The sequence below is a fragment of the Microbacterium sp. genome, from assembly GCF_039812165.1.
Classification (GTDB): Bacteria; Actinomycetota; Actinomycetes; order Actinomycetales; family Microbacteriaceae; genus Microbacterium.
In genome coordinates, this window is sequence record NZ_JBDIAB010000072.1 from 1 (window position 1) to 12,496 (window position 12,496).

A 12,496-nucleotide genomic window follows, 5' to 3' on the forward strand; every position below is an offset into this window, starting at 1 on the left:
TCGTGGTGCCGAGCACGACCTGCATGCCGGCCGGATGCCGCGTGATCCACGCCGTCGCGATCGCGATCGGCTCCACGCCGTAGGCCTCGGCGAGGCGGTCGATCTCGGCGTTCAGCTCGGGATAGTCGGGCGATCCGAGGAACAGCTTCCAGCCCGGCGCCTGCATCGGCGACCAGGCCTGCAGCGTGATGCCGTTGATGCGCGCGTAGTCGACCAGCCCGCCGCCGTCGAGCACGGCGGACTGCGCCAGCCCCTGCATGTTGGCGGCGACGCCCTGGGCCACCAGCGGCGCGTGCGCGATCGACAGCTGCACCTGGTTCGCGACGATCGGCTGGCGGACCGCGGTCTTCAGCAGCTCGATCTGCGACGGCGTGTGGTTCGAGACGCCGAACGCGCGCACCTTGCCTGCGGCCTCGAGCTCGTCGAACGCGCGGGCGACCTCCTCGGGCTCGACGAGCGCGTCGGGGCGGTGCAGCAGCAGGATGTCGAGGTAGTCGGTGTCGAGCGCACGCAGCGAGTCCTCCACCGACGAGACGATGTGCTCGTACGAGAAGTCGAAGTGCGGGATGCCGCGGACGATGCCCGTCTTGGTCTGGATCGTGATCTCGGCGCGCTCCGCCGGGGTGAGCCGCAGGGCCTCGGCGAACCGCCGCTCGCACGCGTGCTCCACCGGGCCGTAGATGTCGGCGTGGTCGAAGAAGTCGATGCCGGAGTCGCGAGCCGTGCGCACGAGCTCGCGGATGGCGTCGTCGTCCAGCTCGGCGATGCGCATGAGTCCGAGCACGACGTTGGGGGCGGTCTTGCCGCCGAGGGGGACGGATCGCATGGGATTCCTCACTTTCGGGACCGGGCGCGCCTCACGAGCGGATGCCGGGCCTACTGGGTACCGTACCCGCACCAGTCCGCGACCCACGCGAGGAGCCTGCCCCGCAGCTCGGCGGAGGCGGCGAGCGGCACGCGTCCTGCCTCACCGTCGACGGTGACCTCGAGCCAGAAGACCGTGCCGCGCTTGTCCTCCTGCACCGCGTGCGGGTCGCAGCGGGCGGGCACGAGCGGGAGCGCGACGCTCGTCGACGCCGCGGTGTCGCCGGTCACCTCGATCCCGATCGAGTGGACCGGTGCGGCGGCGCCCGGCGCCGCCGCGAACGTCAGCAGGTTGGTCTCGCGGATGCCGTCGACGCGGGCGGCGCGCCCGGCCCCGCGCGGCGCGATGTCGAGCGCGAGCGCCGCGGGCTCACCGGGCGTCCCCGGTGTGAAGGCGCCCAGCGAGACCGTCGCCGCCTCGGCGAGACGCTCGGCGACGCACTCCTCGCGGTGCAACGCCGCGAGGACCGGGAACGCCTCGCCGATCGGCACGCGCGCGTGCCGGTCGTCGTCGCCGTGCCGGAGCCGCACGTCGAGCACGGGGGTCGCCTCGTCGGGCGCCGCGCAGTCCACGGCCGGCAGCTGCACGCGGACGTCCACCGTCCGACCCGGGCCGACGACGGTCTCGCGCCCGCCCACGCGGGAGATCGGCTCGGCGAAGCGCGGATCGTCGACGACCAGCGAGGCGATCACGAGGTCGTCGCCGCTGCGGTTGTCGAACCTGACCTGCGCCTGCCGGTCGGCGACGTCCGACCGCAGCTGAACGACCGTCGCCGTCACACCCTCCGGCAGCGCGTCGGCGGCGTCCGACGCGCTCGCCCCGGTGGGCGGCATCCCGCGTTCGGGGGTCCCCGTCCCGCCGGACGGCGCGCACGCGATCACCGCGGCCGCGGCGAGCGCCATGACGACCGTCGACGCGACACCCCTCGCCCGGCCCGTTCCCACCGGCATCCGCGCCCTCGCCGACGCCCGGCGTTCACCGGCACCCCGAGCCTCGCCGATCGCGGCGACGGCGCGGCGATCCGGCGGGAACATGTCGCGATCAGGCCCGCAGCTCGACGCGCTCCACCGTCGCGTCGTCGAGCGCGAGCGGGTCGATCTCGACGCCGAGGCCCGGACCGGTGGGCACCCGCACGTGCCCGTCCTCGATCACGGCGGGCTCGGTGACGATGTCGCGCGTGTAGAACCTGCTCGACGCGGAGATGTCGCCCGGCAGCGTGAACCCCGGCAGCGCGGCGAGCGCGGCGTTGGCGGCCCGGCCGATGCCGGTCTCGAGCATGCCTCCGCACCAGACCGGCACACCGGCGTCCCGGCACAGGTCGTGGATGCGCACGGCCTCGAGGTAGCCGCCCACGCGTCCCGCCTTGATGTTGACGACGGATGCCGAGCCGAGCGCCAGCGCGTCGCGCGCGGCCTTCAGCGAGACGATCGACTCGTCCAGGCACACCGGGGTCTTGAGGCGCCGGGCGAGGGTCGCGTGGTCGACGAGGTCGTCCTCCTGCAGCGGCTGCTCGATGAGCAGCAGGTCGAACCGGTCGAGCTCGGCGAGCGTGTCGGCGTCGGCGAGCGTGTACGCCGAGTTCGCGTCGACCTGCAGCGGGATCGCGCCGAACGCGTCGCGGACCGCGGCGGTGTCGTCGACGTCGCGACCGGGCTTGATCTTGATCTTGATGCGCACGTAGCCCTCGTCGAGGTAAGTGCCGACCGCGTCCACCATCGCCGCGGGATCGCGCTGGATGCCGACCGACACCCCGCTCGGCACGCGGTCGCGCACCGAGCCGAGGTACTCGCCGAGCGGGCGTCCCTGCGCGCGGAGCGCCGCGTCGAGGATCGCGAGCTCGAGCCCGCCCTTGACCATGCGGTGCCCGATGACCGGCTCCAGGATGCCGGCGACGTCCTCGGGCGCGAACGTGCGCGCCTCGAGCAGGGCCGGCATGAGGAAGCGCTGCGCGACGTCCCACGCCCCGTGCGTGTACTCGCTGGAGTAGTACGGCTCATGCTGCGTGACGATCTCGCCCCAGCCCTCGCCGTCGGTGGTGCGCGCGCGCACGACGATGACCTCGCGCACCGTCTCGGTGCCGAACGAGGTCGTGAAGGGCGAGACGAGCGGAAGGTGCAGCACGCGCAGCTCGAGGCTCTCGAGCGTGACGGCTGCCGCGGGAGCGGTGACGGGCATGGACTCAGGCTACGCCGTGCCCGGCCCCGGCCGCGCTCAGCGCAGCTCGCCGAACGCGGGGCGCGGCGGCACGAACGTCGAGCGGCGGTGACGCCGCGCGCGGCGGTCGAGGCGATCGGCGCGGTGCTCGGGGTCGAGGTGGAGCGCCCGCGCCAGCGTGTCGATTCGTGCGCTCATGTCCGGCTCCCTCCCCGTGGCCTTCTGTGGAGAGGAGCGCCGCCCCGCGGCGCTGATACACCCGGGTCAGGGGCGCACGAACAGGTAGCCCGCCTCGTCGCGGAAGCCGCCGACCACGAGACCGTCGGCCAGGAGCTCGAGGAACCGGTCGCGCACGCGCACGCGCCACGCCGCGGCATCCTCGGGGGCCTCCACGCGCATGGTCTCGATGTCGCGCGGGATCGGCACCGATGCCACGACGTCGAGCGGGTTGTTCGCCCGCGGGGCCGCGAGCGCCCACGAGACCATGAGCCGGTCGGACTCGTCGCCGCGATTGAGGTCGTCCTCGAGCCGCCCGTAGTGGTCGACGAGATAGTCCGTGACCCGCGCACCGAGGATGAGCAGGTTGAAGTGCGCGTTGCGGGCGATCAGCGGGTCGAACGTCCACGTGATGTGGCCGACGTCGCGCGCGAACGCCCACTCGCGCTGGTGCTGCTTGAGCGCGCGACCGAGCCCGCGGGCCTGGTAGCCGGGCAGGACGCCGGTGATGTGCGAATGCATCGTGCGGGATGCCGGGGGCCCGAAGAAGCCGGCGGATGCCCCGATCAACCGCTCGCCGTCGTAGAGGCCGACCACGTAGTTGCCGGAGTGCGCCAGTGCCCGCAGGAGATCGGCCGGCATCCCCGACGCGGCGCTGCCCCACACCTCGGCGAGCACCCGTGACGCCTCGGCGATCTCCTCGACCGTGTCCAGCGGGCGGATCTCGATCCCGGCCGGCGCATGGGAGAACGTGTCGCTCATACCGTTCACGGTACTCGCCGTCGCCCCCCGCGGGATGCCGCACGCGTCGGCCCGCGGTTCACTACGCTGAGCGAGTGGAGCCCGCCCTCATCGTGATCCCGCTCCTGGCGGTCCTGGCTCCGATCCTGGTGCGCGCGGCGGGCAGGTTCGTCGCGGTGCCGCTCGTCGTGTTCGAGCTGGTGCTCGGCATCGTCGCCGGTCCGAGCGTGCTCGGCTGGGCCGAGCAGTCGGCGTTCGTCGACCGGCTGTCCGACTTCGGCGTCGCGATGCTCTTCTTCGTCGCCGGCTCCGAGCTCGAGTTCGGCGAGCTCCGCGGCCGCACCGGCATCCGCGCGATCGGCGGCTGGATCGTGAGCCTCGCGCTCGGCATCGGCATGGGCCTGCTGCTCGCACCCGGCGAGGCCGGCGTCATCGTGGGCATCGCCCTGTGCTCCACCGCGCTCGGCACGATCCTGCCGATCCTCCGCGACGCGGACGAGCTGCGCACGCCGTTCGGCAGGGTGGTCGGCGCGATCGGAGCGGTCGGCGAGTTCGGGCCGCTCCTCGCGATCTCGGTCTTCCTGGGCGGGCGCGAGCCGGGCGTCGAGACCCTCGTGCTGCTCGCGTTCGTCGTCCTGGCCGTCGTCGCGATCGTCCTCGCGATGCGAATGCCGCACCATCAGATGCACGGGCTCGTCACCGCGACCCTGCGCACGTCGAGCCAGTTCGCGATCCGCGTGCTGTTCCTGGTCCTCGCCGCGCTCGTGAGCCTCAGCGTCATGCTCGATCTCGACATGCTGCTCGGCGCCATGACCGCCGGCATCGTGTGGCGGCTGCTCATGCGCGACGCCGCGCCGCAGGATCGCGTCGCCGTCGAGAGCAAGGTCGAGGCGGTCGCGTTCGGCTTCCTCATCCCCGTGTTCTTCATCTACGCGGGCGTGACCTTCGACCTGACCGCGCTGCTCGACGAGCCGCTGCTGCTGCTCCTGCTGCCGGTCGGCCTGATCGTGCTCGTGGTGGTGCGCGGCATCCCGTCGATGTTCGCGGCCCCGGCCGGCGCGACGATGCGCGACCGGGCGGCGATCGGGCTGTTCGGCGCGACCGGACTGCCGGTGATCGTGGCCGTCACCGCGATCGGCGTCGACAAGGGCATGATCACGACCCAGACGGCCGCGCTCCTGGTCGGGATCGGGATGCTGTCGGTGCTCGTCTTCCCGCTCGTGGCCATGGGTCTGCGCTCGCGCGCCCCGCGACGGCTCCCGGAGGAGCGTCAGGCGATAGCCTGAAACGATGCGTGCCGGGGATCGGGAGAGACGACGACTCACCCGTATCCCGCCACAGGGCGCGATCGTCGCGGTGCTCGCGACCGCGGGTCTCGCGTCGTCGTTCATGTACACGCTCGTCGTGCCGATCCAGGCGAAGCTGCCCGAACTGCTGGATGCGAGTCGCGAGGACACGGCGTGGGTCGTGACGATCACGCTGCTCGTCGCCGCGGTCATCACGCCGATCTCCGGCCGCCTCGGCGACATGTACGGCAAGCGCCGCATCGTGCTGGTGCTCGTGGCCGTCCTCGTCGCCGGGTCGGTCATCGCGGCGCTGTCGCACGACATCGTCGGCCTCGTCGTCGGGCGCGGCCTGCAGGGTGCGGTCACCGGCGTCGTGCCGCTCGGCATCTCGATCCTGCGCGACGTGCTGCGCCAGGATCGCGTCGACGGGGCGATCGCCCTCATCAGCGCGACGCTCGGCGTGGGCGGCGCGCTCGGGATGCCGCTCAGCGCCCTCGTCACGCAGTACAGCGACTGGCACGCCCTGTTCTGGCTCGCCGCCGGCCTCGGCGTGCTGGTGTTCGCGCTGGTGCTGCTCATCGTGCCGCCGAGCGTGCTGCGCACGGCCGGCCGCTTCGACTACGTGGGGGCTGCGGGGCTCACGGTGGGGCTCACCGGCATCCTGCTCGCGATCTCGCGGGGCAACGAGTGGGGCTGGGCGTCGCCCGCGGTGCTCGGGAGCGGCATCGGGGGCGTGGCCGTGCTGCTGGCGTGGGGCTGGTTCGAGCTGCGCACGTCCGATCCCCTGCTCGACCTGCGCGTCGCGGTGCGCCGCCCGGTGCTGCTGACGAACGTCGCGTCGATCGCGATGGGCTTCGCGCTGTTCACGTCGAACGTCGCCTACCCGCAGGTGCTCGAGCTGCCGGCGCCCGCGGGGTTCGGCCTGTCGCTCCTCGCGGCGAGCCTCATCGTCGCCCCGTCGGGGCTCATGATGATGCTCCTCTCGCCCGTCGCCGGGCGCCTCTCGCGCACACTCGGCCCGCGGATCCTCCTCGCCTTCGGCGCGATCGCGCTGATCGCCGCATACGGCTACACGCTGCTGTTCTCGCAGGAGGTGTGGCAGCTGTTCGTCGCCAACGTCCTGGTCGGGGTCGGCATCGGCTTCGGCTACGCGGCCATGCCGATGCTCATCATGCGCTCGGTGCCGCAGAGCGAGACGGGCGCCTCGAACGGCCTGAACGCGCTGTGCCGCTCGCTCGGCACGAGCACCGCGGCGGCGGTCATCGGCGCCGTGCTCGCGACCCTGTCGACGCCGCAGGACGGCATGCAGGTGCCGACCGCGGCCGCGTTCCAGCTCTCCTACGTGCTCGGCGGGGGCGCCGCGATCGTGGCGCTCGCGCTCGCGCTCCTCATCCCGCAGCGGCCCGCGCCCGAGGCCCATCCCTCGCTGCCGCACTGATCCGGAGCGGATGCCGTGGCATGCGGCTCGGCACGGCAGAATCGAAGGCATGGCCGTGCACAATCCCCACCTCCTCCCCGATCACGCGTGTCTCATCGTGCACGGCAAGGACCGCCCGGGCATCATCGCCGCCGTCTCGGCGCTCATCGCCCGCAACGACGGCAACATCGTGGCGTTCGACCAGTACGCCGACCCCGACACGGGCGAGTACTTCCAGCGCGTGGTGTTCCATCGCGTCGACCTCGCCGCCACGCTTCCCGCCATCGAGCAGGACGTCGCGAAGACGCTCCGCGACGGGTTCGAGCTGGAGTGGACGATCACCGACCAGTCCGTGCCCAAGCGCATGGCGATCCTCGCCTCGAAGCAGGACCACTGCCTCCTCGACCTGCTCTGGCGGCATCGCCGCGGCGAGCTTCCGGTGACCGTGCCGATGGTGGTGTCGAACCACACCACGTCTGCCGAGGACGTGCGGTCGTTCGGCATCCCGTTCTTCCACGTGCCGTCGGTCCCCGGCCCTGACAAGTCGATGTCTGAGGCGAGGATCCTCGAGCTCCTCGTCGGGAACGTCGACTTCGTGGTGCTCGCGCGCTACATGCAGATCCTCTCCGAGGACTTCCTCGACAAGCTCGGGGTGCCCGTCATCAACATCCACCACTCGTTCCTGCCGGCCTTCATCGGCGCCGACCCGTACAAGAAGGCGAAGGAGCGCGGCGTCAAGCTCATCGGCGCGACCTCGCACTACGTCACCGGCGACCTCGACGAGGGGCCGATCATCGAGCAGGACACCGTGCGCGCGACGCACGCCGACTCGGTGGCCGAGCTCGTCCGCCGCGGCGCCGACGTGGAGCGTCAGGTGCTCTCGCGCGCCGTGCGCTGGCACGCGGAGGATCGCGTCATCCGCCACGGCAACCACACGATCATCTTCTAGAGCCGGTCCCGACAGACCCACGCGCCGCGGCCTGCCGCAGTCCCGCACGGACAGCGCCCACCTGTCACGCTCCCTCCTGGACGGCGTCGGCCGTGGATGCCGACCCGCGCGACGCCCGCCGAGGCACCGCCCAGCCCGGCACTGGCCGGCATGGTGCGGTCGGCACGGGCTGGCATGGTGCTGCCAGCGCGGTCCGGCCCATGCCGTCGGGCGCATCTCAGGTGACGAGGTCGTAGCGGTGTCGGCCGGCCAGGCGTGGGATGCGGTCGGGGTCGATCCACGGCGGCGGGATCAGCCACACCTTCGCGTGTACGCCGGGTCCGTCGACGCGGATGTCCCACCCGTCGTCGTGCAGCCGGTGGTGACATGCGACGCACAGCAGCACCCCGTTGGACAGATCGGTTCTCCCGCCGTGGCACCACCAGGTCAGGTGGTGGGCGATGCACCGGTCCGGTGGGGCACCGCACCCCACACATCCGCCGTCGCGTTCCGCGAGCGCGAGCTTCTGCGCCGGGCTGAACAGGCGCTTCGCCCGCCCGAGGTCGAGGACCTCGGAGTCCCCGCCGAGCACCACCGGCACCACCTGCAGGTCCGCCGCCATCCGCCGCACCGCCCCGGCCGGCACGGGCTGGTCGATGCTGTCGATGATCGCCGTCCCGACCCCGGAGCGGAGGGCATCGAGGTCCATCCGCACCACCACCGTGGTCGTGGGCAGGGTGGGCACCTGCGTGCAGCCGAGCGCGTGCCGGCAGAACTCGATCACCGCGTCCGCCTGGATCTGCCGCACACTCCGCTGGTCGGCCTCCGCGTCGGCGGCGTGCTCATTGCGACGGAACACCGCCGTCACCGCACCCTCGACCGCCGCCTTCAGCGGAGCCCCGGACATCGCATCCGTCACCAGATGCACGTGCAGAACCCCGCCCCGCTCACTGATCGTCAACGACCTGTCGGCGCGGATCTCCGACAGCTTCCGTTCTACCCCGCCCGGGTCCAGGCTCGCCTCCGCCCGCGCCAACAGCTTGCCCAGCTCATCCGGGCGCAACCCCGGCGCCGCCTGCGCCAACCGAGCCTCCATCTCGTCCACCGCAGCGGCATCCGCCCGCGGCGCCACCCGATCCAGCAGCGACACGATCGCCGACGCCGCCGCCACACCGATCACCCCACGGCGCACACCGTCGGCGACATGCGGATGCGGCTCCGGCAGCGCCTCCCCGCTCAGGGAGACCCGCGGGGCGGTCGCCTCACCGACCTGCACCAGCCGCTTCGCCTCCCCCACCGGCACCCCGGTCGCGGTCGAGATCATCGACTCCGCAGACCGGAACCCCCGCCGGCGAGCCAGCGACTCCCGCCCCAGCTCCACCCGCGACCGCCGGGCCAGCTCCGCCGCCACCGGCACCAACGCCGCATCCACCCTCCGCTTCAACACCCCGAACGCCTCACTCACCGCCACGAGCTGCGCGGGAGTCAACGAGTCCGCCACCCGATCACCACCCGCGTCGACGAGCGTCGCGAGGGCCTCGGCGACGCCGGACAGTGGAGTGGTCATGCCTCAAGTCTAGAACATATTTACTAGCTTTGCCAAGTCTTATGTAGTACATTTTTTCTATGAACCGATCGCCACCCTTTGCCCGCGCCGCTCGATCACATCGACGATCACCGAGGCTTCTCCTTACATGATGCGAAGATCAAGGCAGAATAGATATGGAAAGGAACTCGCCATGTCGATCGCCACGATGACCAGCAAGGGTCAGATCACCGTCCCCAAGGATGTTCGCGACGACCTCCGGCTCACGGCAGGATCGAGGGTCATGTTCGTCCGACTCCGCAACGGCCAGTACCGCATCGTCCCTCGCACGGGAAGCGTCGAGGACTTCATCGGGATGCTGTATGACCCGGATGCCGCACCCATGACGACCGAGGAGATCAACGAGGCGATCGCCGAGGGCGGTGCAGCGAGCGGTCTGCGCGGAATGCGATGATCGGCTTCGGCGAGCGCCTCATCGGCATCGACACGAACATCGTCCTTCGCGCGGTCCTCCAGGACGACCCGGAGCAGTCAACCCGCGCAGCTGAGTTCTTCCGCTCCCTCACCGATGAGCGACGGGGTTTCATCACGCAGGTGACGCTCGCGGAGACCTACTGGGTGCTCTCACGCGCGGCGCGCATACCGCGTGACGACTGTCTGACGGTGATCCGCCGGCTGGTCGAGACCGAGGTGCTGGAGTTCGACGACGGCGAGAGCGTCGTGCGCGCCCTCACGCTCGCCGAGGAGGGCGCCGACTTCGCGGACGCGCTCATCGAGGGCACGATGGAGCTGTTCGGCGTCGATGAGACGGTCACGTTCGACCGGCGCGCTTCCGAACGGATCGGCTGGCGCCTCCTGGCGTGACCGCCTGGCGCCTCCTGGCGTGACCGCCTGGCGCCTCCTGGCGTGACGGCCTGGGTCTCTTGGCGTGACGGCCTGGGCCTCTTGGCGTGACCGCCCGGGCCGTGGGGTCAAGGATGCGACGGCCGCCGCGGCACGGCCACCCCGGCACGGCACAGCGGCGCGGCCACCGCGACACGGCGCAGCAGCACGCGAAACGGCACCACCCCGCCGCCGCAAGCCGCGGCAGCCCACGACCGCAGCGGGCGAAGCGATCACCGTCGCGCCCGCAGCGCGCGAAGCGATCACCGTCACGCCCGCAGCGGGCGAAGCGACCACCGTCGCACCGCAGCGCGAAGCGATCCGCCGCCAGCCCGCCCGGCTACCAGATGGTGACGCGCTGGTCGGCGTCGAGCCACAGCTCGTCGCCCTCGGTCACGCCGAACGCGTCGTAGAACGCGTCGACGTTGCGCACGATCTGGTTGCAGCGGAACTCGTTCGGCGAGTGCGGGTCGATCGTGAGCAGGCGGATGGTCTCGGCATCCCGCCCCTTCTGCTGCCAGATCTGTCCCCAGCTCAGGAGCAGCCGCTGGATGCCGGTGTACCCGTCGATCTCGGGACCGTCGACCGGCTCGCCGCCGCGGGCCAGGTGCAGACGGTAGGCCTTCAGGGCGATGCCGAGGCCCCCGAGGTCGCCGATGTTCTCGCCGATGGTGAGGGCGCCGTTGACCTTGTGCTCCTCGCTCAACCCCCGCGGGGTGAGCGCGCTGTACTGCTCGATGAGCGCGGCGGTGCGCTGCTCGAAGGCGGCGCGGTCGTCGTCGGTCCACCAGTCGTTGAGCGCCCCGGTGCCGTCGAAGGCGCTGCCCTGGTCGTCGAAGCCATGCCCGATCTCGTGGCCGATGACCGCGCCGATGCCTCCGTAGTTGGCCGCGGCGTCGCGCTCGGGATCGAAGAACGGGTACTGCAGGATCGCCGCGGGGAACACGATCTCGTTCATGAGCGGGTTGTAGTACGCGTTGACGGTCTGCGGCGTCATGTACCACTCGTCGCGGTCGATGGGACCGCCCAGCTTGGCGAGCTGCCGGTCGTGCTCCCACGCGTTCGTGCGCCGCACGTTGCCGATCAGATCGGTCGCGTCGACCTCGAGCGCCGAGTAGTCCTTGAACCTGACCGGGTAGCCGATCTTCGGCGTGAACGCCGCCAGCTTCTCCAGGGCGCGGGCACGCGTGGCCTCGGTCATCCACTCGAGCTGCGAGATCGACTCGCGGTAGGCCTCGATGAGGTCGGCGACGAGGTCGTCCATCGCCTCCTTCGCCTGCGGCGGGAAGTGCCGCTCGACGTAGACCTGACCGACCGCCTCACCCATCGCGGCCTCGACGAAGCTCACGCCGCGCTTCCACCGCTCACGGTTGACCGGCACGCCGGTCAGCTCGGTGCCGTAGAACGCGAAGTTCTCGTCGACGAACGCGCGCGACAGGAACGGCGCCGCGGAACGGACGACGTGGAACCGCAACCACGCCTTCCAGTCGTCGAGGCGCTCCTCGGTCAGCAGGCTCCCGAGCCCCGTCAGGAAGCTGGGCTGGTTGACGTTGATCTCGGCGAAGCCCTCGCGATGGCCCGGCGCCATGCCCTCGACCAACGGGTCGAGGTCGACGCCGACGAGCGCGTTCACGTCGGCCCACGACATGAGGTTGTACGTGGCGACGGCGTCGCGGCTGCGCACGTTGTCCCAGTGGTGGCCGGCCAGCTCGGTCTCGAGCGCCATGACGCGGTCGGCCTGCGCGTCGGCGTCGGCGACGCCGGCGAGCGCCAGCATCCGCTGCACGAACGCGCGGAACGCGGTGCGCGTCGCGTCGAAGTTGTCGAGCCGGTAGTAGCTCTCGTCGGGGAGCGACAGGCCGCCCTGCAGCGCGAACACGACGTAGCGCTGCGGGTCGCCCGGGTCGGGCTCGATGTAGCTGGCGATCATGCCGCCGACGCCCTCGCGCTCGAGCTCGCCGACGGTGCGCAGCAGGCTCGGGATGCCGTCGACCCCGTCCACCCGCGCGAGCTGCTCCGCGATGGGTGTCGCGCCGAGCGACTCGATGCGGTCGGTGTCCATGAAGCTCGCGTACAGGTCGCCGATCTTGCGCGCCTGCGTGCCCGGCTCGGCGGACTGCGACTCCTCCACGATCGCGTGGACGTCCTTCTCGGCCTGCTCGGCGATGAGGTGGAACGATCCCCAGCGCGCCTTGTCGTCGGGGATCTCGGTACGGTCGATCCACGCGCCGTTGACGTGGCGGAAGAGGTCGTCCTGGGGGCGGATGCCGGGGCTGAGCTCGTCGAGGTCGATACCGGAACGGAGGGCGTCGGTCATGCGTTCCACAATAGGCGGGCACCGCCGACGCGGCCTCGATCTCGCCGTGCGGTGCGTGGCGGGTGTGCGACGCGGCGCCCGGTGCGGTGGTCAGCGTCCCCCGGTCAGCGGCCGGTGCCCCGTGCGGCCGCCAGCGACCGAAGC

12 protein-coding genes are annotated in these 12,496 nt (G+C 71.6%); 5 read left to right on the top strand and 7 right to left on the bottom strand.

From position 1 onward, the window contains the following. The 5 genes from WML84_RS07765 to WML84_RS07785 form a co-directional block, all read right to left on the bottom strand. Nucleotides 1–826: aldo/keto reductase (locus WML84_RS07765; protein ID WP_347345574.1), on the bottom strand; the 826-nt coding region annotated here is incomplete at its 3' end. Between the two features lie 50 nt (nucleotides 827–876). Then, nucleotides 877–1,767 (bottom strand): hypothetical protein, encoded by an 891-nt coding sequence (locus WML84_RS07770; protein WP_347345575.1) that lies wholly within the window; start codon nucleotides 1,765–1,767, stop codon nucleotides 877–879. A gap of 139 nt (nucleotides 1,768–1,906) precedes the next feature. Continuing rightward, nucleotides 1,907–3,040: an o-succinylbenzoate synthase gene (menC, locus tag WML84_RS07775; RefSeq protein ID WP_347345576.1), complete on the bottom strand. Its 1,134-nt coding sequence runs from the start codon at nucleotides 3,038–3,040 to the stop codon at nucleotides 1,907–1,909. Between the two features lie 36 nt (nucleotides 3,041–3,076). Continuing rightward, on the bottom strand, nucleotides 3,077–3,217 hold the full coding sequence (locus WML84_RS07780; RefSeq protein WP_347345577.1) for a hypothetical protein: 141 nt from the start codon (nucleotides 3,215–3,217) through the stop codon (nucleotides 3,077–3,079). 66 nt (nucleotides 3,218–3,283) lie between these two features. Continuing rightward, complete coding sequence (locus WML84_RS07785) at nucleotides 3,284–3,997, bottom strand: GNAT family N-acetyltransferase (RefSeq protein ID WP_347345578.1); 714 nt, start codon at nucleotides 3,995–3,997, stop codon at nucleotides 3,284–3,286. Nucleotides 3,998–4,071: 74 nt separating this feature from the next. On the opposite strand from WML84_RS07785, the gene WML84_RS07790 reads away from it, so the two are divergent. Genes WML84_RS07790 through purU form a run of 3 tightly spaced genes read left to right on the top strand, consistent with a single transcriptional unit; the run spans nucleotide 4,072 to nucleotide 7,628 of the window. Further along, nucleotides 4,072–5,262 (top strand): cation:proton antiporter, encoded by a 1,191-nt coding sequence (locus WML84_RS07790; protein WP_347345579.1) that lies wholly within the window; start codon nucleotides 4,072–4,074, stop codon nucleotides 5,260–5,262. A gap of 43 nt (nucleotides 5,263–5,305) precedes the next feature. Next, on the top strand, nucleotides 5,306–6,700 hold the full coding sequence (locus WML84_RS07795; protein ID WP_347345585.1) for an MFS transporter: 1,395 nt from the start codon (nucleotides 5,306–5,308) through the stop codon (nucleotides 6,698–6,700). Between the two features lie 49 nt (nucleotides 6,701–6,749). Next, a complete protein-coding gene (gene purU / locus WML84_RS07800; RefSeq protein WP_347345580.1) occupies nucleotides 6,750–7,628 on the top strand; it encodes a formyltetrahydrofolate deformylase in 879 nt (292 codons plus the stop codon). A 217-nt stretch (nucleotides 7,629–7,845) separates the two neighbouring features. Here the strand turns inward: purU and WML84_RS07805 are convergent, their stop codons facing one another. Continuing rightward, on the bottom strand, nucleotides 7,846–9,174 hold the full coding sequence (locus tag WML84_RS07805) for a DUF222 domain-containing protein (RefSeq protein WP_347345581.1): 1,329 nt from the start codon (nucleotides 9,172–9,174) through the stop codon (nucleotides 7,846–7,848). A 172-nt stretch (nucleotides 9,175–9,346) separates the two neighbouring features. On the opposite strand from WML84_RS07805, the gene WML84_RS07810 reads away from it, so the two are divergent. Both WML84_RS07810 and WML84_RS07815 read left to right on the top strand, forming a co-directional pair. Further along, the gene (locus WML84_RS07810) at nucleotides 9,347–9,607 is read left to right on the top strand and encodes an AbrB/MazE/SpoVT family DNA-binding domain-containing protein (RefSeq protein ID WP_347345582.1); all 261 of its coding nucleotides are present in this window, start codon (nucleotides 9,347–9,349) and stop codon (nucleotides 9,605–9,607) included. Next, the gene (locus tag WML84_RS07815; protein WP_347345583.1) at nucleotides 9,604–10,017 is read left to right on the top strand and encodes a type II toxin-antitoxin system VapC family toxin; all 414 of its coding nucleotides are present in this window, start codon (nucleotides 9,604–9,606) and stop codon (nucleotides 10,015–10,017) included. The genes WML84_RS07810 and WML84_RS07815 overlap by 4 nt, the downstream gene beginning before the upstream one ends. A 358-nt stretch (nucleotides 10,018–10,375) precedes the next feature. On the opposite strand, the gene WML84_RS07820 is transcribed toward WML84_RS07815, so the two are convergent. Continuing rightward, nucleotides 10,376–12,352 carry a M13-type metalloendopeptidase gene (locus tag WML84_RS07820; RefSeq protein WP_347345584.1) on the bottom strand — a complete coding sequence of 659 codons (1,977 nt, stop codon included), beginning with the start codon at nucleotides 12,350–12,352 and terminating at the stop codon, nucleotides 10,376–10,378. Nucleotides 12,353–12,496: the final 144 nt, after the last annotated feature.